This window comes from Streptomyces sp. NPDC000880 (genome assembly GCF_053599675.1).
Window position 1 is genome coordinate 12,936 of sequence record NZ_JBSFMS010000058.1, and the last position, 25,498, is coordinate 38,433.

Below are 25,498 nucleotides of genomic sequence, written 5' to 3' on the forward strand. Positions count from 1 at the left end.
GGATCGTGGCCCGCTATACCGTCCACTGGTCGAAGGCGAGCTTCGCTACGAGCGAGAAGACCACGACGAGCAGCACTCCCCGGACGAACTCGCTGCCCTTCCTGAGCGCCATCCTGGCGCCGAACATGCCGCCCGCCAGGTTGAACACCGCCATCAGCGCAGCCAACTGCCACATGACCATGCCCTGGTAGGCGAACATCGCCAGGGCCCCGCCGTTGGTGCAGACATTCACGATCTTGGCGGTGGCGGACGCGGTCACCAGGTCGAGGTGGAGTACGGCGGTGAGCGCGAGCACCAGGAAGGTGCCGGTGCCGGGCCCGAACAGGCCGTCGTAGAAGCCGAGTCCGCCGCCGACGAGCACGATCGCGGCGATCATGCGGGCGCGGCCGACGGTGCGCCGGTCGACGTCCTTGGCGGTGCCGAAGGCGGGGCGCAGCATCACAAAGGCCGCCACGCCGAGCAGCACCACCATGATCACCGGCCGGAGTACGTCGCTGCTGATCCCGGCCGCGAAGAACGCGCCGCCCATCGAGCCCGCGAGGGCGGTGAGCCCGATCCGTACCGCCGTCTTCACCTGCACCGGGGCCTTGCGCACATAAGTGATCGCGGCGCCCGATGTGCCGACGATGGCGACGGCCTTGTTGGTGCCGAGGATCTGCGCGGCCTGGACGTGCGGCAGGCCGAGCAGCATGGCCGGCAGGAGCAGCAGCCCGCCGCCGCCCACCACCGCATCGACCCAGCCCGCCGCGGCGGCGGCGAGGCAGAGGAAGACGAGCGTCATCAGCGATATGTCGGGCATGATCGCGACCCTACGGATGAGATGGGTGTGGCGTCCATCAATCCCGGGAGAGTGTGAGCAACGTCTGAGGTCCGGGGGCGGGCGGCGGGGCCCCGGACCGCGGATCAGTCCCGAGAGGGTTCCGCGGGCCTGGTTCCGATGACGACGGTGGCGTACAGCTCCTCGGAAACAGCCACCTGCGGCACCAGCCCGCCGCGGGCGAAGGCCTCGACGGCCCGCGGCGCCTGCCGCTCGCTCGTCTCGACGAGCAGGCGCCCGCCGGGCGCCAGCCACCGCGGCGCCTCACCGGCCACCCGCCGCAGCACGTCAAGCCCGTCCGCACCCCCGTCGAGCGCCACCCGCGGCTCGAATTCGCGCGCCTCCGGGGGCAGCAGCTCGACCTCCTCTGTCGGTACGTACGGCACATTCGCGGCGAGCACATCGACCCGGCCCCGCAGCGCGGCGGGCAACGGCTCGAAGAGGTCGCCCTCATACACCTGCCCCCCGACGGCCCCGACATTGCGCCGGGCGCACCGCACCGCGGCCGGGTCGACATCGGCGGCGTACAGGTGGGCCCCCTCCAACGCCGCCGCCAGCGCGACGCCCACCGCACCGGAACCGCAGCACAGATCGACGACGACAGCCCCCGGCCCGGCGAGCCCGGCAGCCTGCGCCACGAGGAACTCGGTGCGCCGGCGAGGCACGAAGACCTCGGGCTCGACGACCACCCGCAGACCGCAGAACTCGGCCCACCCGAGGACGTGTTCAAGGGGCAGCCCGGCGACCCGCCGGTCCACCATGGCGGCGAGTTCGGACGGCGTGAGGGCCGTGGAGATGAGCAGTCGCGCCTCGTCCTCGGCGAATACACAGCCGGCGGCGCGGAGCCTGGTGACGATGGCGGAGAGAGGAAGGAGTGACGGTGAAGCCGACATGGAAGCCTTTCGGGAAGCCTGAGGGCGCTCCCGCGGGGCGGTCACCTATGTCGGGTTGACCGCGCGGCCGTGAGATGAGAGCACCCAGCCTGCACTTGCGGTAATGGGTCTCACCTCCTGGGACGGTCCACTGCTGGAGACCGCAACACTACCTGAGCGGGGCGGGCGGCGGGCGCGCGCGTCCCGGCCCCTCACACACCCGCCCCGGGCACGCTGAGGGCAGCGTTCCGCGCGGGAAACAGACGAGCACCTGCCGGGTAACACCGAAGCCGGAGGCTTCGGGCATGGCTTCAGAGATCGTGGTGATCGGCGGCGGGACGGCGGGCGCACAGCTGGCGCGCCGGCTCGGCTACGCGGGCGCCTGTGTCACCGTTCTCGGCGAGGAGCCGCACGCCCCGTACAACAGGGTGCTGCTCGCGGAGGTCCTCGCCGGGCGGTACGGCCCCGAGGTCATCGCCCTGCCCGAGGTTCCGGTACGGCGTGGCTTGCGGGCGAGTCAGATCGACCGGGCCCGGCGTCTTGTGCACTGTGCGGACGGCACATCGGTGGCGTACGACCGGCTGGTGCTGGCGACCGGTTCCAACCCGGTGCTGCCGCCCCTGCGCGGGATCGGCGACGGGCTCCCGGACGGGGTGCATCCCTTCCGTACGCTGGACGACTGCCTCGCGCTGTCCGAGGCCGTACGCCCCGGCATCAGCGCGGTCGTCGTCGGCGGCGGACTGCTCGGCGTCTCCGCGGCCCGCGCGCTGGCCGAACGCGGCGCCCGGGTGGTGCTGGCCCAGCAGGGCGAGCACCTCATGGAGCGCCAACTGGACACCTCCGCATCGAAGTTGCTGCGCGCCCATCTCGAAGCGATCGGGGTGGAGATCCACACGGAGTGCCGGGTAAGGGGACTTCGCGGTACGTCCGTCGAGCTCGCCGACGGGTACGTCCTCGACTCCGAGCTGGTCGTGCTCGCCTGCGGGGTACGTCCCCGGGCCGGGCTGGCGCGCGACGCCGGTCTGGAGGTCCGCCACGGCATCGTCGTCGACGACGAGCTGCGCACATCCGACCCGTACATCCACGCCATCGGCGACTGCGCGGAACACGCGGGCGTCGTCCACGGCCTGGCGGGCCCCGCGCTGGAACAGGCGGACGTCCTGGCCTCCGTGCTCACCGGCGTCGCCGCCCGCTACACCGGCACCCGCGCGCTGACCCGCCTCACCCTGTCGGGTCCCGGCCCGCTCGATCTCGCCGCGTTCGGCGATCCGACCCCCCGCCCCGGCGACGACGTCGTCCAGCTCGCCGACGCCACCCGCGGCGCGTACCGCAAGGTCGTCGTCCGCGGGGACCGGCTCGTCGGCGGGGTGCTGCTCGGCGACCTGCGCACCGTCGGCGAGCTGGCCCGCACCTGGGAGGGCGACGAGCCGCTCCCCTCCACCCCGCTGTTCCACCTGCTTGGAGGCGCTTGAGATGTCCACTCCCTCGACTACCACCACGGCTCCCACCATCGTGGTCGTCGGCCACGGGATGGTCGGCCAGCGGTTCCTCGAAGCCCTCGCGCAGCGCGGTGTGGCCGGGCGGGCGCGGATCGTCGTGCTGTGCGAGGAGGCCCGCCCCGCCTACGACCGGGTCCGGCTGACCTCGTACTTCTCCGGCCGTACGCCCGACGAACTCTCCCTCGTCGAGGGCGACTTCATCGAGTGCCACGGCATCGAGCTGCATCTCGACGATCCGGCCGAGACCGTCGACAGGGCCGCGCGCACGGTCACCTCGCGCGCCGGGCGCACGTTCGCGTACGACGCGCTCGTTCTCGCCACCGGCTCGTACCCCTTCGTGCCGCCGGTGCCGAACAAGGACGCCGAGGGCTGTTTCGTCTACCGCACGATCGAGGATCTGCTGGCGATCGAGGAGTACGCCAAAACGGCCCGCACCGGCGCGGTCGTCGGCGGCGGGCTGCTCGGTCTGGAGGCGGCGGGCGCGCTCAAGGGGCTGGGTCTCCAGACGCACATCGTGGAGTTCGCGCCCCGGCTGATGCCGGTGCAGGTGGACGACGGCGGCGGCGCCGCGCTGCTGCGCACCGTCGAGCGGATGGGGCTGACCGTCCACACGGGCACGGGCACCCAGGAGGTCACCGTCAACGCGACGGGTGCGGTCAACGGCATGACCCTGTCGGACGGTTCGGTCCTGGCGACCGATCTGGTCGTCTTCTCCGCGGGCGTACGGCCCAGGGACCAGCTCGCCCGCGCGGCCGGCCTGGACGTGGGCGAGCGCGGCGGCATCGTGGTCGACGAGCAGTGCCGGACTTCGGACCCGTCCGTGTTCGCGATCGGCGAGTGCGCGCTGGCATCGGACGGCCGGGTGTACGGGCTGGTCGCACCCGGCTACGCGATGGCCGAGACGGCGGCCGCCACGCTGGCGGCCGAAGTCGATGGCAAGGGCGAGGGCGAGATCAGGGCCTTCACCGGCGCTGACATGTCGACCAAGCTCAAGCTGCTCGGCGTGGACGTGGCGTCCTTCGGCGACGCGCACGGAGCGGCGGACGGCTGCCTGGACGTCGTGTACTCCGACTCCCGCTCCGGGGTCTACAAGAAGCTGGTCATCGGCCAGGAGGGCGAGCTGCTCGGCGGCGTACTGGTCGGTGACGCCGATTCGTACGGCGTGCTGCGCCCGCTCACCGGCTCCGTACCACCGCTCGCGCCCGAACAGCTCGTACTGCCCGCGGGGATCGGCGCGCCGGCCGCGCTCGGCCCGGCCGCGCTGCCCGACGACGCGGTCATCTGCTCCTGCCACAACGTCACCAAGGGCACGATCCGCGGCGCGGTCACCGAGCACTCCTGCACGACCGTGCCCGAGGTGAAGAAGTGCACCAAGGCCGGTACGAGCTGCGGCAGTTGCGTCAAGGTGCTCGGCCAGCTGGTCAATGCCGAGCTGGAGGCCTCGGGCGGCGAGGTCGACAAGGGGCTGTGCGGCTGCTTCGGCCAGACCCGCCAGGAGTTGTACGAGATCGTGCAGGCACTGCGCATCACCTCGTACGCCACCCTGCTCGACGCGCACGGACGTGAGGCGGCCCGGGGCGGCGACGGCTGTGAGATCTGCAAGCCGACTGTCGCCTCGATCATCGCCTCGCTGGCGCCGACGATCGGCGCGGACGGCTATGTTCTGGACGGCGAGCAGGCCGCACTCCAGGACACCAACGACCACTTTCTCGCCAATATCCAGCGGAACGGTTCGTACTCGATCGTGCCGCGCATTCCTGGCGGCGAGATCACTCCCGAGAAGCTGATCGTGATCGGCGAGGTGGCCCGCGACTTCGGGCTCTACACGAAGATCACGGGCGGCCAGCGGATCGACATGTTCGGCGCGCGTGTCGAACAACTTCCGCAGATCTGGGCGCGATTGGTGGAGGCGGGCTTCGAGTCCGGGCATGCGTACGGCAAGGCGCTGCGCACCGTGAAGTCCTGCGTGGGGCAGACGTGGTGCCGCTACGGCGTGCAGGACTCGGTGCGGATGGCCATCGATCTGGAGCTCCGCTACCGGGGGCTGCGCTCCCCGCACAAGCTCAAGTCGGCGGTATCGGGGTGCGCGCGGGAGTGCGCGGAGGCCCAGTCCAAGGACTTCGGCGTGATCGCGACGGCGAGTGGCTGGAATCTGTACGTCGGCGGCAACGGCGGCGCGACCCCGCGCCATGCGGATCTGCTCGCGCAGGACCTGTCCGACGCGGAACTGGTCCGGCTCATCGACCGGTTCCTGATGTTCTACATCCGCACCGCCGACCGGCTCGAGCGCACCTCCACCTGGCTGGAGCGGATCGAGGGCGGGCTCGGCCATGTACGGGATGTGGTCGTCCACGACTCACTGGGCATCTGCGCGGAGCTCGAATCGATGATGGCGGACCATGTCGCGGGCTACCGCGACGAGTGGGCGCAGACCATCCACGACCCGGAGCGGCTGCGCCGCTTCGTCTCCTTCGTGAACGCGCCCCAAGCCCCGGACCCGACGGTGAAGTTCGTGCCCGAGCGTGACCAGGTCAAGCCCGATCTCACGCTTCTCACCCTGGAAGGTGCCGGCGCCCGATGACAATCGCCCCTGAGAAGACGGATACACAGGTCCAACTCCGGCTGGACGAAGGATGGTTCGCGCTCTGCGCGCTGTCCCTCCTCACCCGCGGTCGCGGGGTCGCGGCACTGTTGCCCGACGGCCGCCAGGTCGCGGTGTTCCTGGACCGCGAGGGCAGGCCGTACGCCATCGACAACCGGGACCCCTTCAGCGGGGCGCAGGTCCTGTCCCGGGGGCTCGTCGGTTCCTCGGCCGGCCGGCCGTTCGTGGCGTCGCCGCTACTCAAACAGCGGTTCGATCTGGGGAGCGGGGGCTGTCTGGACGACGAGTCGGTGTCGGTGACGGCGTACGAGGTACGGCTGAGCACGGACCTGGCCGTTGGCAGTGGCTCCGCTGCCTGATCGTTCGTAGGCTGGACAGCCAAGGTTTCCTAGCTAGGAGTTCAGCCATGTCGGGCTGGAACACGAGCGACATACCTGACCAGGGCGGACGTACCGCCGTGGTCACCGGAGCCAACAGCGGCATCGGACTGGTCACTGCCCGGGAGCTGGCCCGCCGCGGCGCGCGAGTGATTCTCGCGTGCCGCAGCGAGGCCCGCGGTAAGCGGGCACAGGAGCACATAGCACGTGAAGTCCCCGGCGCTCACGTGGAGTTCAGACCGCTGGACCTGGCGGAACTGTCCTCCGTACGGGAGTTCGCGGCAAGCTACCCGTACGAGAGCCTCGACCTACTGATAAACAACGCCGGCGTGATGGCCCTGCCGTACGGAAAGACGGCCGACGGCTTCGAGACGCAGTTCGGCGTCAACCACCTCGGGCATTTCGCGCTGACCGGGCTGCTGCTGCCGAAGCTGCTCGACACCCCGGGCGCGCGGGTGGTGAGCGTGTCCAGCTTCATGCACATCCTGGCCAACGTCGACATGGGCGATCTCAACAGTGAGCGTCACTACCGCCGTTGGATCGCCTACTCCCGCTCCAAAACGGCGAACCTGCTCTTTGTGCACGAGCTGGCCAGGCGGCTGACCGCGGCGGGCTCCGACGTCGTCGCGGCCGCTGTCCATCCGGGCTATGCGGACACCAATCTGCAGACCGCGGGCGCGCGGCTGGAGGGCAAGAAGGCAACCGAACGTTTCATGCGGGTCGGCAACCGGATCATCGCGCAGTCCGCCGAGTCGGGCGCGCTGCCGACGCTGTACGCGGCCACCGCGCCGGGCGTGCGGCCGGACTCTTTCATCGGGCCGAAGCTTGGCTGGCGCGGTGCGCCCGCGCCGTCGCAGCGAGCGAAGTGGACGCGCAACGATGCGGCGGGCGAGCGGCTCTGGGTGGCGTCCGAGCAGCTCACGTCGGTGACGTACGAGGACCTCAAGGCCTGAGGCCCTCTCCGCGGCCGGGTCTCCGCGGCCGGGGGTCAGGACTGGCCCTCGGCCGCCGCCTCCACGTCCATCCAGATGACTTCCCACAGATGGTTGTCGGGGTCCTGGAAGGAGCGCCCGTACATGTAGCCGTAGTCCAGGGGGTCGTTGGCCGGGGTGCCGCCGGAGGCGAGGGCCGTGTCGGCCAGCTCGTCGACCTTCTCTCGGTTCTCGGCGCTCAGGGCGATGATGACCTCGGTGGAGGTGGCCGCGTCCGCGATGTCCTTCTTGGTGAATTCCTTGAACCGCGGCTCGGTGATGAGCATGGCGAAGATGGTGTCGCTGATGACCAGACAGGCCGTCGTCTCGTCACTGAACTGGTCGTTGAAGGAGTAGCCGAGCTTGCTCCAGAACGCCTTGGTGGTCTCGAGGTCCTTCACCGACAGGTTGACGAAGATCAGCTGGGACATGGCCGTTTCTCTTCTCTCTCATCGGCGTGCTGTGGTGTTGCCGTTCCAGGGGGTAGACCCCGGGTCGGCGCGAGACTCATCGCTCGCCCGAGGAGATATTCGCCAAGGTCCCGTCACGCCAGGCCGGACGCCTTGAACACGGCACGCGCCTCGTCCTCCTCGATCCGCTCGGCGAGGCCCTGGAGCACCGCCGCCCGGGTCCGCAGCAGCCCGCACTCGCACGCACGGCGGGCACACCCTCGCCGTCCGCCCCGTCGTCTCTCTCGTTGGCTGCCCCGCCGTCCTGGCTGTCGCGTCCCATGGCCGGACGGTAAGCCGCGCGCGGGCGCGCGTCTGCACCGTGGCCGATGCGCTGATGGGTTCTTCACGCCCGGCGTCAATATCGCGTGAAGACGGCCAGGGCAGGCGACAAGAACGTGACAAGGGAATGCGCCTGGCGAAAAACGCGCCCTCACGCTGGGGATTCCACAACCGGAGGTGCCTCGCACGATGACCGTTCTCTCCACGCCTCCCGGCGGGCCCGAAGGAAAGGCCGCCGCGGCGGAGCCGCCCGATACCGAGGCGGTCGCCCCCGCGACCGCGCCGCCCACGGTGCTGTCCGGCGACCGGCACCGGCTCACCGCCCTCCAGGGCCTTGCCGCGCTCTCGCTGGACGCGATGGCATCGGTGGCGTACGGCCCCGAGGCGATCGTTCTCGTACTGGCTGCCGCCGGCGGCATCGGGCTCGGCTTCACGCTGCCCGTCACGCTCGGCATCGCCGCCCTGCTCGCGGTGCTCGTCGCCTCGTACCGCCAGGTCATTGCCGCGTTCCCGAACGGCGGCGGTTCGTACACCGTCGCCAGGACCCATCTGGGCCGCCGTACCGCCCTGGTCGCCGCGGCCTCGCTGGTCCTCGACTACGTCCTGAACGTCGCGGTTTCCGTCACCGCCGGCGTCGCCGCCCTCACCTCCGCCTTCCCGGCTCTCTACAACGACCGGCTGGTCCTCTGCCTGGGCGTTCTGGTGCTGGTCACGGCCGTCAATCTGCGCGGCATCGTCAACTCGGCGAAGGCCTTCATCGTGCCCACCGCGATCTTCGTCGGCTCGATCCTGGCGATGATCGTCGTGGGTCTCCTGCGTGCGGCCCCTGCCTCCACCGAGGCGGCCGCGGGCCACGCCTCCGTACTGAGCGAGAACGCGACCACGGTCGGTGCCCTGCTGCTGCTGAAGGCCTTCGCCTCCGGCTGCTCGGCCCTGACCGGAGTCGAGGCCATCGCCAACGCCGTACCGGCCTTCCGCTCCCCGGCCGCCAAGCGCGCCCAGCGCACCGAGGTCGCGCTCGGCGGCCTGCTCGGCGCGATGCTGATCGGCCTGGCCGTCCTCATCGGCCGTTTCCACCTCCAGCCGGTCGAGGGCGTCACCGTCCTCGCCCAGCTGGCGGACGCCTCCCTCGGCCACAACTGGGCTTTCTTCGTAGTTCAGTTCGCGACCGTCGTCCTGCTGGCGCTTGCCGCCAACACGTCCTTCGGCGGACTGCCGGTGCTGATGTCGCTGCTCGCCCGCGACAACTACCTGCCGCATGTCTTCCGCCTCAAGGCCGACCGCGAGGTCCACCGGCACGGCGTGCTTGCACTCGCCGCCGTCGCCGCGCTGCTGCTCGTCTTCTCCGGCGGCAATACGAACACCCTGGTGCCGCTCTTCGCGATCGGCGTGTTCGTCGGCTTCACCATCTGCCAGACCGGCATGGTGATCCACTGGCGCGCCGCGCGGTCCACGGGATGGCTTTGGAAGGCGGCGCTCAACGGCTTCGGTGCGGTGCTCACCGGCGTCTCCGCCGTCGTCGTCACCGCCACCAAGTTCAATGAGGGGGCGTGGCTGATCGTGGTCGCCCTGCCCGCGCTGGTGCTGGTCTTCGAGCGGATACACAGGGCGTACGGGCAGATCGGCGCGCGCCTCGGCCTCGGCCGGGTACCCGATGCCCCGCACCGCGACCGCTCCCTTGTCATCGTCCCGGTGTCGAACCTGTCCCGGCTGACCTACGAGGCGGTGAACGTGGCCGTGTCGCTGGGCGACGAGGTGCGGGCGGTGACCGTGACGCACCCGGACGAGGAGGACCGCGAGGCGCTGGCCGCGCTGCGCCGCGACTGGCAGCTGTGGAACCCGGGCGTGGAACTGGTGGAGCTGGACTCGGAGCACCGCACAGTTGGCCGACCGGTCTCGGAGTACGTAAGCAAGGTGCACAAGTACCACCCGAGGACGCGGGTCACGGTGCTGATCCCCGAGGTGGAGCCGGACCGGCTGTGGCAGCGCCTGCTGCAGAACCAGCGGGGTGCGGTGCTGGCGCATGCGGTACGCAGGGACACGGATGCGGTGATCTGCCGGCTGCGATTCCGCCTCGGGAAGACCGTCAGCCGTTTCTGACGGCGTGCCGAAGGTTGGCGTGCATCAACGGGGACCAGTGCGCGCCGACCGCGCCGGTCGTGTTCACCCGGTGGGGGCGATCACGCTCTCGGACTCGGACCACTGAGGGGTCAACGCGCCGGCTACAGGGCTCTGTTGGTGCCGCTCACGGAGATCCATGCGCCCGGCCCGTACGCGATGTGAAGCATGTCGGGTTCGCTGCCCCGCTTCACCCAGATGAGCAGGGCACCGCTGCTGTGGATCTCGTACGTATACCGGCCTTCCTCTTCGCTGTCGGTGCGGCGCTCCTCGTCGGCCGTGTGCACCGACATTCCGCTTGATCCAGGCACAAACCACGTAACGGGCATACCCTGACCGTACGCCCGATCGGTTCGGGACACCCCGGTGACGGTGCCGGACGGCCGGGAGCCCGCGGACTCGACCGCTGGGCGTCATCTCTTGTTGACGTACAGTCAATTCGGCACTCTTAGGTTCCGGAAGCGCGCGACCCCGCGGCGCCGGCCGGTGCCACGGGGCGGTCACGACCACCCTGGAGTGACAAGTGGAACGTCGCAGTTTCCTGCGTGGAGCGGTCATCGGCACCTCGGCCGCCGCCCTCGGCGGCACCCTGTGGCGCGGGGCGGCCCTCGCGGCCCCCGCCCAGCCGGGCCCCGGACCCTACGGCGCACTCGGTACGGCCGACGGCAACGGCATTCTGCTGCCGGGCGGGTTCAGCAGCCGGGTGATCGCCCGCTCCGGTCAGGCGGTCTCCGGCACGTCCTACACCTGGCACAGCGCGCCGGACGGCGGCGCCTGCTACGCCGACGGCACCGGCTGGATCTATGTCTCCAACTCGGAGATCAGCCCGTCGGGCGGCGCGAGCGCCGTCAAGTTCTCCTCGACCGGCGCGATCACCGGCGCGTACCGCATCCTGTCCGGCACCCGGCAGAACTGCGCGGGCGGAAAGACGCCGTGGAACACCTGGCTGTCCTGTGAGGAGGTCAGCCTCGGCTACGTCTACGAGACCGACCCGTGGGGTGTGAAGGCCGCCGTCCGCCGGGACGCGATGGGCAAGTTCAAGCATGAGGCGGCCGCCGCCGACCCGGTGCGCAAGGTGGTCTATCTGACCGAGGACGAGACCAACGGCTGCCTGTACCGGTTCATCCCCACCACCTGGGGAAACCTCTCCGCCGGCACGCTCCAGGTGCTCACGGCCGGCACCGCCACCTCCGGCAGCTTCGGCTGGGCGAACGTGCCCGACCCGGACGGCTCTCCGACCGCGACCCGTAGCCAGGTCCTGGCCGCCAAGAAGTTCAACGGCGGCGAGGGCTGCTACTACGCCGACGACAAGGTGTGGTTCACCTCCAAGGGCGACAACCGCGTCTGGCAGCTGAACCTGACGAACAGCACCTACGAACTGGCCTACGACGACTCGCTGGTGTCCGGCAGCGCGCCGCTGACCGGCGTCGACAATGTCACCGGCGCCTCCTCGGGCGACCTGTTCGTCGCCGAGGACGGCGGCAACATGGAGATCTGCATCATCACCCCGGACGATGTCGTCGCGCCGTTCCTGCGCATCAACGGCCAGTCCGGCTCGGAGATCACCGGGCCGGCGTTCTCGCCCGACGGCAGGCGGCTGTACTTCTCCAGCCAGCGCGGTACGAGCGGCTCCTCGTCCGGCGGCATCACCTACGAGGTGACCGGTCCCTTCCGCGCCTAGCCAGTGAGTGCCTGCTGCGACGGCCATCCTGGTATGCGGGCTTCGTGGTTACGTTCGCTCGGGTGAGCTGGTGGCCGGGTCGGTATCGAGGAGGGCGAGCAGTGTCTCGCGATGGAGGTCTGCGATCGGGCTGAGAAGGTCCGGGTGGCGCAGCAGCGGCGCCGCCCGGTGATCGCGAGGGCTGGGAATTGTCAGCCGACGCGCAACGCCCACACTGTCCGCGCCGTGGTGGGTTGCGGCCAGGCAGGCCGCTGCCACGGCGGCGAGATCTTCGTCGGCCAGCAGGCAGGCCGCCCAGCTGACGACGGTTTCGTCCACCCGGGTGCGCCATGCGTGTTCGGCTCCCTCCAGCGGCTGGGCATCGGCGCCGGTGACGGAGTCCAGCCGGTCGGAGCCGCCGGGGCCGAGCAGGTTCAGCAGTTCGGCATCCAGCACGGTGGGGTAGCGGAGGGCGGCGGCGATGGTGGCCGCCTGCCATGCCTGGGCCTCGGCCAGGGCGTCGTTCAGCGGGCCGACTGCCGGCGGGAATGCCGACAGCAGCCAGCGAGTGGAGGCAGCTATGACTGGCGAGAGATCACTGGGCATGGTGGACCGTCCTTTACACGAGCCCGCCATGGTTCTGCTACCTGTGCGATCCGGTCGCGAGCACTCGCGGGCCGGGGCGCGCGTGGCAGGTAAGCGTAAGACGGCCGCCTGAGCGGCAACAGGACGTACGTCACAGCCGGGGTGCCCGTCGCCGCCCACGGCCACGCAGGCCGTGGCCGTGCGGCCACGGCCTCACTCCCTCAATTCGGTCAGGACTTGCCGCGGCCGGTGACGAAAGTCACGCACGCGGTCCACGAGCCCGGCGCCGGGAGCCGGGAGCTTGTTGGCGGGTGGCTTGTCCGGCGCGGAGGGGTGCGGCCGGGTGGGAGCCACCGCCTTGGCCCGGCGGATCTTGTCACCCGGCTCCACCGGCATTTCGGGCGTGCAGGCCTGCCGCAGCACGGGGAACAGCCATCCCTGGCCTAGCCCGCGGCCTCCGCAGTGGCGCCGCCGCGCAGCAGGGCGGCGCCCAGCGGAGTGAGGGTGTGCAGTACGGCGTTGCCGTGGCGCAGTGTCACCACCAGGCCCGCCTCGCGCAGGACCGCCGCGTGCTGGCTGGCGGAGGCGAGCGACACCCCTGCCCTGCGGGCGAGTTCACTGGTCGTACAGCCGAAGCGGATGGCCTGCAGGACGGCCGAGCGGGTGTGACCGACGAGACGGCCGAGCGAGGGGCCGCCCGTCTCGCTGAAGGCGGGTGCGCAGCTGTGGACGGCGGGGTAGACCAGGACCGGCGGGAGCGCGGCGTCACGGTAGACCACCGGGGTGCCGCGGCAGAAGAACGACGGCTGAAGCAGCAACCCCCGACCGTCCAGGCGCAGTTCGCGGTCCACGGGATAGTCGGCCTCCAGCACCGGCGCCCGCCAGCGCAGCACCGGCGGCAGTGAGGCGAGCAGTTCGCCCGCGCCGCCGTCGAGCAGTGCCCGGCCGCGTACGGCACGGTCCGCCTCGACCCTGGCCTGGATGTGCGGCCAGTACGGCTCGATGGCGCCGCGGCAGTAGCTGCGCAGGACTAATACGAGCCGGGCGAGTGGCCCGGGCCCGCCTTCGGCGAGCGCGGCGAGCCGGCCCGGCAGCACCGTCCCGCCGCCCCGTCCCGCGGCCGCCAGGGCCAGCTCGGAGTGCAGCCGTCCGGGCGGCGTCGCCCGCAGCGCCTCCAGCCCCGCATCCAGCCCGCCGGCCCCTTCGGGAGGCGTGAGAAAGTCCGGGAAATACCCCCGTGGCGGAACCAGCGGGGCAAGCAGGCGTGCTTCACCATTCAACCGGGCGCGCGTTTCCGAGCGCCATTCCCCGAACACGAGCGCGCGGCGCCGCTCCCGCAATCGGTGAAAGCTGAGAATCGTTTCCCACAACACATCCGGCCGGACCGCCATCCGCACCCCGGCTAGGTCGTCCCCGGTGAAATGGATACGCAGCACCGAACCCCCACATGTTGCATCCGCAATCGCCCCGATCACTGAGTATGCACACCATCACAGGACGTTACCACGGTGTTTCAGCCACAGTTGAAACGCCTCGCGAGGGGTGGGTGGCAACCGAAAGGCTGTACGACGTCGGGCAGGAATCCTTCAGTCACCGATGGACGTGCGAAGACCGTGGGGGGCTTTGCACGACCGGCGGCGGGCGACAGAAGGTGCGGCTCCCTGTCCGGCACGGGTAATGGGGCGCGGTCGGCGGATGGGGATCCGCAGGCCGCGCCCCGCCCATTGTTTTGCGTAGCGAATGGCAGGAATTCGATTGCCGGAAACGGCCCGGCGGACAACGGTCCGGAATTCAACAGGGACATTGCATCAATATGGATTCTTCCGGAAGTCCGTAAGAAGACATGGAACGGGCGGGCGCCCCGCACAAGGCGCCCGCCCCTTCCCTTTCGTGTTCCGGAGCCGCCACCGGATCGGTGAGGGTCGGGGTACCGACTGGGGGCGAACCCCCAGACCCCGGCGGCGGCTCCGGCGTCTTATCGGGAGTCGCTCCCCTTCGACTCGGCCGCCGCGCGGCCGGCCTCCAGGCGCGCCACCGGGATGCGGAACGGCGAGCAGGACACGTAGTCCAGACCCACCTCGTGGAAGAAGTGCACCGACTCGGGGTCGCCGCCGTGCTCGCCGCACACGCCCAGCTTCAGGTCGGGGCGGGTGGCCCGGCCGGCCTCGACCGCGCTGCGGACGAGTGAGCCGACGCCGTCCTTGTCGATGGTCTCGAACGGGGAGACCCCGAAGATGCCCTTCTCCAGGTACGCCGTGAAGAACGAAGCCTCCACGTCGTCGCGGGAGAAGCCCCACACGGTCTGGGTGAGGTCATTCGTGCCGAACGAGAAGAACTGTGCGGCCTCGGCGATCTGACCTGCCGTCAGCGCGGCGCGCGGCAGCTCGATCATCGTGCCGATGGTCAGCCTGAGGTCGGTGCCGGTGGCTGCCTGCACCTCGGCGATGACCCGGTCGGCCTCCTCGCGGACGATCTCCAGCTCCTGAACGGTGCCCACCAGCGGGATCATGATCTCTGGCCGCGGGTCGCCCTTGGCGCTCTTGCGCGCGGCCGCGGCCTCGGCGATCGCCCGTACCTGCATGGCGAACAGACCGGGGATGACCAGACCGAGACGTACACCGCGCAGGCCCAGCATCGGGTTCTGCTCATGGAGCTTGTGCACGGCCTGCAGCAGTCGCAGGTCGTTCTCGTTGTGGTCCTTGCGGGCCTCGGCGAGGGCGACCCGTACCGAAAGCTCGGTGATGTCGGGCAAGAACTCGTGCAGCGGCGGGTCGAGCAGCCGGACGGTGACGGGCAGCCCGTCCATCGCCTCGAACAGCTCGATGAAGTCCTTCCTCTGCAGCGGCAGCAGCGCGTCCAGTGCCTGCTCACGCTCGTCGTCGGTGTCGGCGAGGATCAGCTTCTCGACCATCTCGCGGCGCTCTCCGAGGAACATGTGCTCGGTGCGGCACAGGCCGATGCCCTGCGCGCCGAACCGCCGTGCGCGCAGCGCGTCCTCGGCGTTGTCGGCGTTCGCCCGTACGCGAAGGCGGCGTACTCGGTCCGCGTAGGCCATGATCCGGTGCACGGCGGCGACCAGTTCGTCGGCGTCGTCGGCGCCCGCGTGCATCCGGCCCTCGAAGTACTCGACGACCGGGGACGGCACGACCGGCACCTCACCGAGGTAGACCTTGCCGGTGGAGCCGTCGACGGAGACGACGTCGCCCTCCTCGATGACGGTCCCGTTCACGGTGAGCCGGCGCCGCTTGGTGTCGACCTCGAGCTCCTCGGCGCCGCAGACACAGGTCTTGCCCATGCCGCGGGCGACGACGGCGGCGTGCGAGGTCTTGCCGCCGCGGGAGGTCAGGATGCCCTCGGCGGCGATCATGCCGTCCAGGTCGTCGGGGTTGGTCTCACGGCGGATGAGGATGACCTTCTCGCCGGAACGCGACCACTTGACCGCGGTGTACGAGTCGAAGACGGCCTTGCCGACGGCCGCGCCGGGCGATGCGGCGATGCCGCGGCCGAGCAGCTGGGTCTTCGCCCGGTCGTCGAAGCGGGGGAACATCAGCTGCGCGAGCTGTGCGCCGTTGACGCGCTGGAGCGCCTCGGCCTCGTCGATCAGGCCCTGGTCGACGAGCTGGGTGGCGATACGGAAGGCGGCTCCGGCGGTGCGCTTGCCGACCCGGGTCTGCAGCATCCACAGCTGTCCGCGCTCGATGGTGAACTCGATGTCGCACAGGTCCTTGTAGTGCGTCTCGAGCGTCTCCATGATCTGCATCAGCTGGTCGTACGACTTCTTGTCGATCGACTCCAGCTCGGCGAGCGGCACCGTGTTGCGGATGCCCGCGACGACGTCCTCGCCCTGCGCGTTCTGCAAGTAGTCGCCGTAGACGCCCTGGTGGCCGCTGGCGGGGTCGCGAGTGAAGGCGACGCCGGTGCCGGAGTCGGGGCCGAGGTTGCCGAAGACCATGGAGCAGATGTTGACGGCCGTGCCGAGGTCGCCGGGGATGCGCTCCTGGCGGCGGTAGAGCTTGGCGCGGTCGGTGTTCCATGACTCGAAGACCGACCGGATCGCGAGGTCCATCTGCTCGCGCGGGTCCTGCGGGAAGTCGCGGCCCGCCTCGCGGGAGACGATCTTCTTGAACTGCTTGACCAGCTTCTTCAGGTCGGCGGCGTCGAGGTCGGTGTCGACGGTGACCTTCTTGGCGGCCTTGGCCTCCTCGAGCGCCTCCTCGAAGAGGTCGCCGTCGACGCCCAGCACGGTCTTGCCGAACATCTGGATGAGGCGGCGGTACGAGTCCCACGCGAAGCGCTCGTCGCCGGCCTGCTGCGCGAGCCCGGCCACCGAGGCGTCGGAGAGGCCGATGTTGAGGACGGTGTCCATCATGCCCGGCATGGAGAACTTGGCGCCTGAACGTACGGATACGAGAAGGGGGTCGTCGGCCTGGCCGAGCTTCTTCCCCACCGTCTGCTCGAGGGCGTCGAGGTGGGAGCTGACCTCGTCACGCAGTGCCGCGGGCTCCTCGCCACTGTCGAGGTAGACCTTGCACGCCTCAGTGGTGATCGTGAAGCCCGGGGGGACGGGCAGCCCGAGATTGGTCATCTCGGCAAGGTTCGCGCCCTTGCCGCCGAGCAGGCCCTTGAGGTCCCTGTTGCCTTCGGTGAAGTCGTAGACGAACTTCTGATCTTTGTTTTCCGACACGGGTCTCGACTCCTCGAGGACTCGGTGGCTGCCCTGACGGCGAGGAACATACCCAGATCGAAGGCTTCTGGGTACGTCCACCTGGCGGTCATACGGCTGTAACCACTCCTCCGCCACCAGATCGAAAGTAAATGGCGATTAGATGGAGCTTCAGCGTGTTTTCAAGACTCGAAGCCATCGATACGCAAGGTGACAGCTGCCGCAGGTTTCAGCACCCACGGCGACGAGCCGCTCGACCGAATAAACCCAACAGGATGGCACTGCGTGCCACTCTTCCGAGAGGTGCAGTCGTCCCCATTTTGCTCATCTGAGCGCCACCCCTATCAAGGGTGGCGAGAATCACGCGACCAACGAGCTTCCTGTCCCATCATCCGGACCCGCGCAGTACGCCGCAACACACCGGCTCAGCACATCGAGATCCACGTCCCGTCCAGGCTCTTGTCGAAGACCCCGCGGCCTCCGGCAGGGACAGGGGGCGGCTTCGTCCGTACGGTGTCGGCGGCCGAGAGCGTGAACGAGGACGACAGGCAGGCCGACGCGACCCTCGACACCGAGGGTGGCACTCAGGGCCACCTGATCCGCGTCTTCCGCGGGTGCCGACTGCATCAGATGAGCGGGCTACAAGGGTGGCCCCGGCCGCTTGCCCGGGGCTCCGCCCCGGACCTCGAACGCCGGACGGGGCTTTAAATCAAGCCCGCGGGGGTCCCCCGGACGAAGTCTGGGGGAGTTTGAGGACGAACCGGCCCACCGGGCGGACCCGGTCCACACGTCAGCCGCCCGACGTGTCCAGTTCCGCCTCCGCGCTCACGCCCGCGCAGTCGTACGGGTCCTTCAGCCAGCCGTCCGGCAGGACCACCCGGTTGTTCCCCGACGTACGCCCCCGCGGCCCGTCCGCGCCCGCCGGCCACGGCTGGTCGAGGTCCAACTCGCCCAGAAGAGCGTCCAGTTCCGCCAGCGACGACGTGATCGCCAGCTTCTTGCGCATCTGAGAGCCCACCGAGAAGCCCTTCAGATACCAGGCCACATGCTTGCGGAAGTCGATCACGCCGCGCGCCTCGTCGCCGATCCACTCCCCCAGCAGCTCCGCATGCCGCCGCATGACGGCCGCGACCTCCTTGAGCGTCGGCGTCGCATAGGCGTCACTGCCCTCGAACGCCGCCACCAGATCGCCGAACAGCCACGGCCGCCCCAGGCACCCGCGCCCCACAACCACCCCGTCGCACCCCGTCTCGCGCACCATCCGCAGCGCGTCGTCCGCCGACCAGATGTCGCCGTTGCCGAGCACCGGGATCTCCGGAACGTGCTCCTTCAGCCGCGCGATCGCGTCCCAGTCCGCCGTGCCGCCGTAGTGCTGCGCCGCCGTACGCCCATGCAGCGCAATTGCCGTCACACCCTCCTCGACCGCGATCCGGCCCGCGTCGAGATAGGTGATGTGGTCGTCGTCGATGCCCTTGCGCATCTTCATCGTCACCGGCAGATCCCCCGCGCCCGTGACCGCCTCGTTCAGGATCGCGCGCAGCAGCGGCCGCTTGTACGGCAGGGCCGAGCCGCCGCCCTTGCGCGTCACCTTGGGGACCGGGCAGCCGAAGTTCAGGTCGATGTGGTCGGCCAGATTCTCTTCCACGATCATGCGGACGGCCTTGCCCACGGTCGCCGGATCCACTCCGTACAGCTGGATGGACCGGGGCGTCTCGGTCGCGTCGAAGTGGATGAGCTGCATGGTCTTCTCATTGCGCTCGACCAGCGCCCTCGTCGTGATCATCTCGCTGACGAACAGCCCCTTGCCGCCGGAAAACTCACGGCAGAGGGTGCGGAAGGGCGCGTTCGTGATGCCGGCCATGGGCGCGAGCACCACCGGGGGCTGCACGGCGTGCGGGCCGATCTTGAGCATCGAGGACGGGGCGAGCGGGGTCATTCGCCTATTGTCGCGCACTGCCGGAGGCGTTGGTCAGCCGTACTATCCGCGTATGCCCGAGCTCACACACCGGCGGCAACTGCTCATCCTGGCGATCTGCTGTATGAGCCTGCTGATCGTCAGTCTCGACAACACCGTCCTCAATGTCGCCCTGCCCTCCATGCGCAAGGAGCTGGACGCCTCCGTCTCCGGCATGCAGTGGACGCTCGACGCATACACCCTGGTCCTGGCCTCGCTGCTGATGCTCGCCGGCTCCACCGCCGACCGGATCGGCCGGCGCAGGGTATTCCAGGCCGGACTCGCGCTGTTCACCATCGGCTCGCTGCTCTGCTCCCTCGCCCCCAACCTCGAATCGCTCGTCGCCTTCCGGATGGTGCAGGCAGTCGGCGGCTCCATGCTCAACCCGGTCGCGATGTCGATCATCGCCAACACCTTCACCGACCCGCGCGAGCGCGCTCGCGCCATCGGTGTGTGGGGCGGTGTCGTCGGTATCTCCATGGCCGCGGGGCCCCTCGTCGGCGGAGTTCTTGTGGACACCATCGGCTGGCGCTCGATCTTCTGGCTCAATCTGCCCATCGGCCTCGCTGCAGCGCTGCTGACCTGGCGCTACGTCCCCGAGTCCCGCGCTCCGAAAGCGCGCCGCCCCGACCCCGTCGGGCAGCTGCTGGTCATCGCGCTCCTCGGCTCGCTCACGTACGCGATCATCGAGGCGCCGTCGGCCGGCTGGACCTCGCCCCTCATCCTGGGCTTCAGCGCGCTCGCGGCCCTCTCGCTCGCAGGACTGCTGCTGTACGAGCCGAGGCGCGCCGAACCGCTGATCGATCTGCGCTTCTTCCGCAGCGCGCCGTTCAGCGGGGCCACCGTCATCGCGGTCTGCGCCTTCGCCTCGCTCGGCGGGTTCCTCTTCCTCAACACGCTCTATCTGCAGGACGTCCGCGGCCTGTCCGCCCTGGACGCAGGGCTCTACATGCTGCCGATGGCCGCCATGACCCTCGTCTGCGCACCCCTGGCAGGGCGGCTCGTCGGCAGCCGCGGCCCCCGTCTCCCCCTGCTGATCGCAGGCATCGCCATGGCCGCGACCGGCGTGCTGTTCGCCGCCTATGAGGCCGAGACCTCCGATGCGCTGCTCTTCGCCGGATACGTCCTGTTCGGCCTCGGCTTCGGCATGGTGAACACGCCGATCACCAACACCGCCGTCTCCGGCATGCCCCGCGCCCAGGCCGGGGTCGCTGCCGCCGTCGCCTCCACCAGCCGGCAGATCGGGCAGACCCTCGGCGTCGCCGTCATCGGAGCCGTACTGGCCTCGGGGGTCTCGTCCACCTCGTACGCGCAAGGCTTCGTCGCCGCGAGCCGCCCCGCCTGGTGGGTCCTCGCCGGATGCGGCCTGTGCATCCTCGTGGTCGGCGCGCTGACCAGCGGCGCCTGGGCACAGGCGACGGCACGGCGCACAGCGGACCGCCTGGAAGTGCGGGACCTGGACCAGTCACCGTCCACAGCGGCGGCATAACCGGCACCGAGCCCGGCCCGACGTCGCCGATGCCGGCTCCGGGCGGAGGTTCACGGGCTGACGTCGGCGACCGCGAGCGCCTGAAGCTTCTCCAGGCCCTCGCGGGAGTCGTCGTCGAGAGGTACGTAACTGACCAGGCGGGGACCGGCGGTGGGCCCGAGCCAGAGGTTGTTGTGCTCGAGGTGCAGCAGGCCGACATGGGCGTTGCGGACGTACTTCGTCCTGCCGCTCTGGTCGACGACCTCATGGCGCGCCCACACCTCCCGGAACTCCGGCGAGACCGTCTCCAGCCGGCCGAGTAGCGCCTTCCAGGCGGGCTCCGCGAGATGCTCGGCCATTGAGGCGCGGAACCTCGCGGCCACGTTCCGGTGGACGTCCCTCAGATCGGCTGCCGCCGCCCGCCACTCGTCATTGGTGAAGGCCAGGATCATGCAGTTGCGGTCCTCGGGCGGCACAGCGTCGAGCTCGCAGAACAGCCGTCCGTAGGTGCGGTTGTAGGCGAGGATGTCGTACCGGCTGTTCTGGATGCACGCCGGGATCGGTTCGAGCTGCCTCAGCATCTGCCGCAGCGCCGGGGTCACGGACGGACAGGGCGTGCCGGGCGCCGGGTCGGCGGCGCCTGCCAGCGCGAAGAGATGGGTGCGCTCGCTCGGGTCGAGCAGCAGGGCGCGGGCGATGGCGTCGAGGACCTGCGGGGAGACCTGGATGTCCCTGGCCTGTTCCAGCCAGGTGTACCAGGTGACGCCGACGGCCGAGAGGTGGGCGACCTCCTCGCGGCGCAGACCGGGGGTGCGCCGGCGGCGGCCGCGCTCCAGGCCGACCTGCTCGGGAGTGATGCGCTCGCGACGGCTGCGGAGAAAACCCGCCAGCTCATGCCTTCGTACGTCGGGCTCCTGCACCATCGTCGTCATACTCCCAGGATGCCGAACGCCCCACACCGTTGCCAGGTACCGCTTGTACCAGGATAAAGAAACTCTGGTACCAGGCTGTGCGGTCGAGGATCGTCGAGGACGTGAGTGAGACAAGTGTCCTCCCCTCAGTCCCCGTCCGGGCCGCCGCCGGCCCGAGCAGACCGGCCCTCGGCCCGCTCGGGCTGTTCACCCTGCTGCTCGGCGCGGCACTTCCGCTGATCGACTTCTTCATCGTCAATGTCGCCCTGCCGACCATCGACCACGAGCTGGCAGCGGGCCCCGCGCTCCTCGAACTGGTCGTCGCCGGCTACGGGCTCTCGTACGCCGTGCTGCTCGTCCTCGGCGGCCGGCTCGGGGACATGTACGGCCGCCGCCGGCTCTTCCTGGTCGGCATGGCTGCCTTCGGGCTGACCTCCCTCGCCTGCGGACTCGCGCCGGACGCCTGGACGCTGGTCGGGGCGCGGGTGGCGCAGGGCGCGGCGGCCGCGCTGATGCTGCCGCAGGTGCTGGCCACCATCCAGGCGGCGACGGCCGGACCGCGCAGGGCCAGGGCGATGGGCCTGTACGGGGCGACCGCCGGGCTCTCCATGGTCGCCGGGCAGATCCTGGGCGGCGTGCTGGTGGCTGCCGACATCGGGGGCACCGGCTGGCGGGCGATCTTCCTGGTGAACGTGCCGGTGGCGCTGCTCGGCCTGGTGCTCGCGGCCCGCTCGGTCCCGCGGACGCGCGCGGAGCGGCCGGCCCCGGTCGACGTACCCGGCACTGTGCTGCTCGCCGTGGCCCTGCTGACGCTGCTGGCGCCGCTGACGGAGGGACGGGCCGCGGGCTGGCCGCCGTGGACCTGGGTCGCGTCGGCGGTCTTCCCCGTCGCCGCCGTCGCCTTCTACCGGGTGGAGCGGCGGGCGGACCGGCAGGGGCGCACACCGCTGGTGCCGCCGAGCCTGTTCGCGCTGGTCTCGCTGCGGCGCGGGCTCGCGCTGGTGCTGCCGTTCTCGATCGGCTTCGGCGGCTTCATGTTCGTGATCGCGGTGGCGCTGCAGCAGGGACTCGGGATGGGGGCTGTGGCCTCCGGCATGACGCTGGTGCCGATGGCGCTGGCGTTCTTCGTGGCGTCGCTGGCCGGGCCGCGCCTGGTCGTGCGGTACGGGACCCGGATCGTGACGGTGGGCGGAGTGCTGCAGGGCCTGGGCATCGCACTGCTGACGCTGGCCGTCTGGAGCGGCTGGCCGGACCTGGGCTTCGTGGAACTGCTGCCGGGCGTCGCACTCGCCGGGTTCGGCCAGGGGCTCCAACTGCCCGTCATCTTCCGCATCGTGCTCTCCGAAGTGCCCACGGAGCGGGCCGGCCTGGGCAGCGGGGTGATGGTGACGACGCAGCAGTCCGCGCTGGCGCTGGGCGTGGCCACACTGGGTTCGCTGTTCCTGGCGCTGGCCGCAGCGGCGGGGATGCGCCAGGCGCTGACCGTCACGCTGCTGGTGCAGCTGGCGATGATCGCGCTGACGGTGCTGCTGAGCCTGCGCCTGCCGCGCACGGTGGACTGAACGGTGGACTGAACAGCACCCGGGCACGGCCGTGGGCCCGGACCGCATCGCGCGGTCCGGGCCCACGGTCTTGATCAGGCCTGGTCTTCCTGCGGGGCATCCGGCGAGCTGTCGCCGCCCTGGGCGCGCTCGCGCATCTTGCGCAGCAGCTCCTGCTTCTGGTCGGCGGCCGCCTTGCGAGCGGCGTTGCGCTCGGGACCGTTGCCCTGCTGGTCGGCTCGGGACAGCTTCTTTCGCTGTCCGCCCACGCCGAGGAGGTTGTTACGGCTCTTGGCCACGGGGTTCTCCCATCGTGGTGAGAAGTGACTCGGGAATCGTCAGACGGGGGCGGGAGTGAACCGCCGCCCTCTCACTCGTAGATCTGGAAGAACGAAGACATGCAGGTGACGGTACCCCGCCGGGAGGGCCTCGCGATACCAGATTTCGGGCGGGGCCCGTGGGCTGACAGGTGACGGGCGTCGACGACGAACAACGGATGACGGATGGCACATGACGACTGACAGATATTGAAATCTGTCAGTCGTCATGCCATGGTTGATATGCGTCATCTCACCGACCTCCCACAGGAGCCCCCTCATGACCTCCACCCCGCACCCCCTCCGCCCCCTCGGATCCACCGGCCCCCAGGTCTCCCCACTCGGTCTCGGCTGCATGGGCATGTCCGCGCTGTACGGCGAGACCGACCGCGCCGAGTCCATCGCCACCATCCACGCCGCTCTCGACGCGGGCATCACGCTTCTCGACACCGGCGACTTCTACGGCATGGGGCACAACGAGCTGCTGATCAACGAGGCGCTGCGCACCGCCCCCGCGGCCCTGCGCGAACAGGCGCTCACCAGCGTCAAGTTCGGCGCCCTGCGCGACCCGGACGGCCGCTGGGCCGGTTATGACGGCCGGCCCGCCGCGGTCAAGAACTTCGCCGCGTACTCCCTCCAGCGGCTCGGCACCGACCACATCGACATCTACCGCATTGCCCGCGTCGACCCCGACATCCCGATCGAGGAGACGGTCGGCGCGATCACCGAGCTGGTGGAGGCCGGTCATGTCCGCCACATCGGTCTCTCCGAGGCCGGTGCGGAGACGATCCGCCGGGCCGCGGCCGTGGCCCCTATCGCGGACCTGCAGATCGAGTACTCCCTGATCTCGCGCGGCATCGAGGAGCAGATCCTGCCGACCACGCGCGAGCTGGGCATCGGCATCACGGCATACGGCGTGCTGTCCCGCGGTCTGATCAGCGGCCACTTCACCCGCGACCGCGAGTTCGCGCCCAACGACTTCCGCGGTATGAGCCCGCGCTTCCAGGGCGAGAACCTCCAGCACAATCTGGATCTGGTCGACCAGCTGCGCAAGATCTCCGAGCAGAAGGGCGTCAGCGTCGCGCAGACCGCGATCGCCTGGGTGCTCTCCCGCGGCGAGGACATCGTGCCGCTCGTCGGGGCCCGTCGCCGGGACCGGCTCACCGAGGCCCTGGGCGCGCTCGACGTCACCCTGGACGCCTACGACGTCGCCGCGATCGAGCGGGCCGTCCCGGTGGGCTCGGCCGCGGGCGACCGCTACCCGTCGGCGCAGATGGCCCACCTGGACAGCGAGCACTGACGGGCCGGTACCGTCTGGTTTCCGTCCAGCGAAAGGCAGCACAGACGCGATGACGCCCGAAGCACTGACCCCCGAGCGGATCCTCGAGGCGACCGAGGATGTTCTGCGCCGCTACGGCCCGGCGAAAGCCACGGTCGTGGATGTGGCCCGCGCGCTCGGCGTCAGCCATGGCAGCGTCTACCGCCACTTCCGTACGAAGGCGGCGCTGCGCGAGGCGGTGACCAGCCGCTGGCTGGAGCGGACCGTGGTGGAGCTGGCGAAGATCACCAATGGCACGGAGCACCCGGCCCCGGTGAGGCTGCGCTTCTGGCTGACGACGCTGTTCGAGGCGAAGCGGCACAAGGCCGGTGACGATCCGGAGCTGTTCGCGACGTACAGCGTGCTGATCGGGGAGAACAGCGGCGTCGTGCAGGAGCACATCCGCGAGCTGGTGGAACAGCTGCGGGAGATCATCGAAGAGGGCGTACGCGCCGAGCAGTTCGCGTTCACGGAGCCGAGCGTGGCGGCGCAGGCGGTGTTCGACGCCACAGCCCGTTTCCATGATCCGGCGTATGCGCCGGAGTGGCAGAAGCCCACGATCGACGGCGAGTTCGCGGCGGTTGCCGATCTGGTGCTGCGCGGCCTGAGCGCCTGAAGCCAGGCGCCCGGGCCAGAGCGTTCAGCTCCCCGCGCCCGGGTCGACCGTCGCCTGGTGTGCCTCGACGAGGTGTTCCTCGGCCTTGAGCCAGGGCAGGAACTGAGCCCCCTTGCGCCAGCCGCAGGTGTCGCAGGTCAGCGTCCGCTGCATGCCCGACTTCTGTACGTGCACGACGTGTTCGCGGCCGTGCTGATCCCATCTGCTGACCTTGCTGGTGGTCATGGACGGCATCGTGTCCTCCTGGTGACGACTGCGCCCAGTGTGCAGCAGGGACAACATCAACAGCAGGCGCTTGTCGCGCTGTTGCCGCATGCGTAGCTCAGCGGGCGTTCAACGGACGCTCAGGCGCTACCTTCCGGGAGCCGTGGGCGGCATGGAAAGGCCGGCCGGGCGGTGGCCCGGCCGGGCTGTCGGTCCTCCGAGACCTCCGCAGACCACCGCAGAACAACGCCGACCAACGCCGTGGTCCGCGGGC

At 70.1% G+C, this 25,498-nt stretch carries 21 protein-coding genes and 1 pseudogene; 10 read left to right on the top strand and 12 right to left on the bottom strand.

From position 1 onward, the window contains the following. Window positions 1-13: 13 nt before the first annotated feature. Window positions 14-799, bottom strand: coding sequence for a sulfite exporter TauE/SafE family protein (locus ACWDO5_RS20020; RefSeq protein ID WP_450531666.1), 786 nt, complete (start codon window positions 797-799; stop codon window positions 14-16). 104 nt (window positions 800-903) lie between these two features. Next, the gene (locus ACWDO5_RS20025; RefSeq protein ID WP_450531667.1) at window positions 904-1,710 is read right to left on the bottom strand and encodes a putative protein N(5)-glutamine methyltransferase; all 807 of its coding nucleotides are present in this window, start codon (window positions 1,708-1,710) and stop codon (window positions 904-906) included. A 284-nt stretch (window positions 1,711-1,994) separates the two neighbouring features. Here ACWDO5_RS20025 and ACWDO5_RS20030 point away from each other — a divergent pair, with 284 nt between their 5' ends. From ACWDO5_RS20030 to ACWDO5_RS20045, 4 genes are read left to right on the top strand one after another with little or no spacing between them, the layout of a single operon-like run. Next, window positions 1,995-3,161: an NAD(P)/FAD-dependent oxidoreductase gene (locus ACWDO5_RS20030; RefSeq protein ID WP_450531668.1), complete on the top strand. Its 1,167-nt coding sequence runs from the start codon at window positions 1,995-1,997 to the stop codon at window positions 3,159-3,161. 1 nt (window position 3,162) lies between these two features. After that, complete coding sequence (gene nirB, locus ACWDO5_RS20035) at window positions 3,163-5,769, top strand: nitrite reductase large subunit NirB (RefSeq protein WP_450531669.1); 2,607 nt, start codon at window positions 3,163-3,165, stop codon at window positions 5,767-5,769. Further along, complete coding sequence (gene nirD, locus ACWDO5_RS20040; RefSeq protein WP_450531670.1) at window positions 5,766-6,149, top strand: nitrite reductase small subunit NirD; 384 nt, start codon at window positions 5,766-5,768, stop codon at window positions 6,147-6,149. The genes nirB and nirD overlap by 4 nt, the downstream gene beginning before the upstream one ends. 47 nt (window positions 6,150-6,196) lie before the next feature. Continuing rightward, a complete protein-coding gene (locus tag ACWDO5_RS20045) occupies window positions 6,197-7,120 on the top strand; it encodes an oxidoreductase (protein ID WP_450531671.1) in 924 nt (307 codons plus the stop codon). 35 nt (window positions 7,121-7,155) lie between these two features. On the opposite strand, the gene ACWDO5_RS20050 is transcribed toward ACWDO5_RS20045, so the two are convergent. Further along, complete coding sequence (locus ACWDO5_RS20050) at window positions 7,156-7,569, bottom strand: VOC family protein (RefSeq protein ID WP_450531672.1); 414 nt, start codon at window positions 7,567-7,569, stop codon at window positions 7,156-7,158. 489 nt (window positions 7,570-8,058) lie between these two features. Between ACWDO5_RS20050 and ACWDO5_RS20055 the strand changes: the two genes are divergently transcribed. Beyond that, a complete protein-coding gene (locus ACWDO5_RS20055; RefSeq protein ID WP_450531673.1) occupies window positions 8,059-9,969 on the top strand; it encodes an APC family permease in 1,911 nt (636 codons plus the stop codon). Window positions 9,970-10,091: 122 nt separating this feature from the next. Here the strand turns inward: ACWDO5_RS20055 and ACWDO5_RS20060 are convergent, their stop codons facing one another. Continuing rightward, window positions 10,092-10,280 carry a hypothetical protein gene (locus tag ACWDO5_RS20060; protein WP_450531674.1) on the bottom strand — a complete coding sequence of 63 codons (189 nt, stop codon included), beginning with the start codon at window positions 10,278-10,280 and terminating at the stop codon, window positions 10,092-10,094. Between the two features lie 230 nt (window positions 10,281-10,510). Here ACWDO5_RS20060 and ACWDO5_RS20065 point away from each other — a divergent pair, with 230 nt between their 5' ends. Beyond that, the gene (locus ACWDO5_RS20065; RefSeq protein WP_450531675.1) at window positions 10,511-11,668 is read left to right on the top strand and encodes an alkaline phosphatase PhoX; all 1,158 of its coding nucleotides are present in this window, start codon (window positions 10,511-10,513) and stop codon (window positions 11,666-11,668) included. 48 nt (window positions 11,669-11,716) lie between these two features. Here the strand turns inward: ACWDO5_RS20065 and ACWDO5_RS20070 are convergent, their stop codons facing one another. From ACWDO5_RS20070 to dusB, 5 genes and pseudogenes are all read right to left on the bottom strand, one after another. After that, window positions 11,717-12,253, bottom strand: coding sequence for a hypothetical protein (locus ACWDO5_RS20070; protein ID WP_450531676.1), 537 nt, complete (start codon window positions 12,251-12,253; stop codon window positions 11,717-11,719). Window positions 12,254-12,462: 209 nt separating this feature from the next. Next, window positions 12,463-12,664 (bottom strand): annotated as a pseudogene (locus ACWDO5_RS20075) (hemerythrin domain-containing protein); the annotation flags it as partial. Between the two features lie 11 nt (window positions 12,665-12,675). Continuing rightward, on the bottom strand, window positions 12,676-13,668 hold the full coding sequence (locus ACWDO5_RS20080) for an ArsR/SmtB family transcription factor (RefSeq protein WP_450531677.1): 993 nt from the start codon (window positions 13,666-13,668) through the stop codon (window positions 12,676-12,678). Between the two features lie 539 nt (window positions 13,669-14,207). Beyond that, on the bottom strand, window positions 14,208-16,916 hold the full coding sequence (ppdK, locus tag ACWDO5_RS20085) for a pyruvate, phosphate dikinase (RefSeq protein ID WP_450531678.1): 2,709 nt from the start codon (window positions 16,914-16,916) through the stop codon (window positions 14,208-14,210). Window positions 16,917-17,685: 769 nt separating this feature from the next. Continuing rightward, entirely contained in the window at window positions 17,686-18,831 is a 1,146-nt protein-coding gene (dusB, locus tag ACWDO5_RS20090) for a tRNA dihydrouridine synthase DusB (protein ID WP_450531679.1), read from the bottom strand. A gap of 52 nt (window positions 18,832-18,883) precedes the next feature. Here dusB and ACWDO5_RS20095 point away from each other — a divergent pair, with 52 nt between their 5' ends. Next, a complete protein-coding gene (locus tag ACWDO5_RS20095; RefSeq protein WP_450531680.1) occupies window positions 18,884-20,338 on the top strand; it encodes an MFS transporter in 1,455 nt (484 codons plus the stop codon). 50 nt (window positions 20,339-20,388) lie between these two features. Here ACWDO5_RS20095 and ACWDO5_RS20100 read toward each other — a convergent pair whose 3' ends face one another. Further along, window positions 20,389-21,249, bottom strand: a complete 861-nt coding sequence (locus tag ACWDO5_RS20100; protein ID WP_450531681.1) for a helix-turn-helix transcriptional regulator — start codon at window positions 21,247-21,249, stop codon at window positions 20,389-20,391. A gap of 101 nt (window positions 21,250-21,350) precedes the next feature. Here ACWDO5_RS20100 and ACWDO5_RS20105 point away from each other — a divergent pair, with 101 nt between their 5' ends. Beyond that, window positions 21,351-22,790 carry an MFS transporter gene (locus tag ACWDO5_RS20105; protein ID WP_450531682.1) on the top strand — a complete coding sequence of 480 codons (1,440 nt, stop codon included), beginning with the start codon at window positions 21,351-21,353 and terminating at the stop codon, window positions 22,788-22,790. A 74-nt stretch (window positions 22,791-22,864) separates the two neighbouring features. Here the strand turns inward: ACWDO5_RS20105 and ACWDO5_RS20110 are convergent, their stop codons facing one another. Beyond that, entirely contained in the window at window positions 22,865-23,068 is a 204-nt protein-coding gene (locus ACWDO5_RS20110) for a DUF6243 family protein (protein ID WP_450531683.1), read from the bottom strand. A gap of 298 nt (window positions 23,069-23,366) precedes the next feature. Between ACWDO5_RS20110 and ACWDO5_RS20115 the strand changes: the two genes are divergently transcribed. Continuing rightward, entirely contained in the window at window positions 23,367-24,386 is a 1,020-nt protein-coding gene (locus tag ACWDO5_RS20115; RefSeq protein ID WP_450531684.1) for an aldo/keto reductase, read from the top strand. 49 nt (window positions 24,387-24,435) lie between these two features. Continuing rightward, a complete protein-coding gene (locus ACWDO5_RS20120) occupies window positions 24,436-25,020 on the top strand; it encodes a TetR family transcriptional regulator (RefSeq protein WP_450531685.1) in 585 nt (194 codons plus the stop codon). A gap of 24 nt (window positions 25,021-25,044) precedes the next feature. Here the strand turns inward: ACWDO5_RS20120 and ACWDO5_RS20125 are convergent, their stop codons facing one another. Beyond that, entirely contained in the window at window positions 25,045-25,254 is a 210-nt protein-coding gene (locus ACWDO5_RS20125; RefSeq protein WP_450531686.1) for a hypothetical protein, read from the bottom strand. Window positions 25,255-25,498 lie beyond the last annotated feature (244 nt).

Coding starts and splice junctions, on each gene's coding strand:
- ACWDO5_RS20100 (WP_450531681.1), bottom strand. CDS start 21,249: ATGACGACGATGGTGCAGGAGCCCGACGTACGAAGGCATGAGCTGGCG.
- ACWDO5_RS20055 (WP_450531673.1), top strand. CDS start 8,059: ATGACCGTTCTCTCCACGCCTCCCGGCGGGCCCGAAGGAAAGGCCGCC.
- ACWDO5_RS20070 (WP_450531676.1), bottom strand. CDS start 12,253: ATGCCCAGTGATCTCTCGCCAGTCATAGCTGCCTCCACTCGCTGGCTG.
- ACWDO5_RS20060 (WP_450531674.1), bottom strand. CDS start 10,280: ATGTCGGTGCACACGGCCGACGAGGAGCGCCGCACCGACAGCGAAGAG.
- ACWDO5_RS20050 (WP_450531672.1), bottom strand. CDS start 7,569: ATGTCCCAGCTGATCTTCGTCAACCTGTCGGTGAAGGACCTCGAGACC.
- ACWDO5_RS20045 (WP_450531671.1), top strand. CDS start 6,197: ATGTCGGGCTGGAACACGAGCGACATACCTGACCAGGGCGGACGTACC.
- dusB (WP_450531679.1), bottom strand. CDS start 18,831: ATGACCCCGCTCGCCCCGTCCTCGATGCTCAAGATCGGCCCGCACGCC.
- nirB (WP_450531669.1), top strand. CDS start 3,163: ATGTCCACTCCCTCGACTACCACCACGGCTCCCACCATCGTGGTCGTC.
- nirD (WP_450531670.1), top strand. CDS start 5,766: ATGACAATCGCCCCTGAGAAGACGGATACACAGGTCCAACTCCGGCTG.
- ACWDO5_RS20025 (WP_450531667.1), bottom strand. CDS start 1,710: ATGTCGGCTTCACCGTCACTCCTTCCTCTCTCCGCCATCGTCACCAGG.
- ACWDO5_RS20120 (WP_450531685.1), top strand. CDS start 24,436: ATGACGCCCGAAGCACTGACCCCCGAGCGGATCCTCGAGGCGACCGAG.
- ACWDO5_RS20115 (WP_450531684.1), top strand. CDS start 23,367: ATGACCTCCACCCCGCACCCCCTCCGCCCCCTCGGATCCACCGGCCCC.
- ACWDO5_RS20125 (WP_450531686.1), bottom strand. CDS start 25,254: ATGCCGTCCATGACCACCAGCAAGGTCAGCAGATGGGATCAGCACGGC.
- ACWDO5_RS20030 (WP_450531668.1), top strand. CDS start 1,995: ATGGCTTCAGAGATCGTGGTGATCGGCGGCGGGACGGCGGGCGCACAG.
- ACWDO5_RS20095 (WP_450531680.1), top strand. CDS start 18,884: ATGCCCGAGCTCACACACCGGCGGCAACTGCTCATCCTGGCGATCTGC.
- ACWDO5_RS20020 (WP_450531666.1), bottom strand. CDS start 799: ATGCCCGACATATCGCTGATGACGCTCGTCTTCCTCTGCCTCGCCGCC.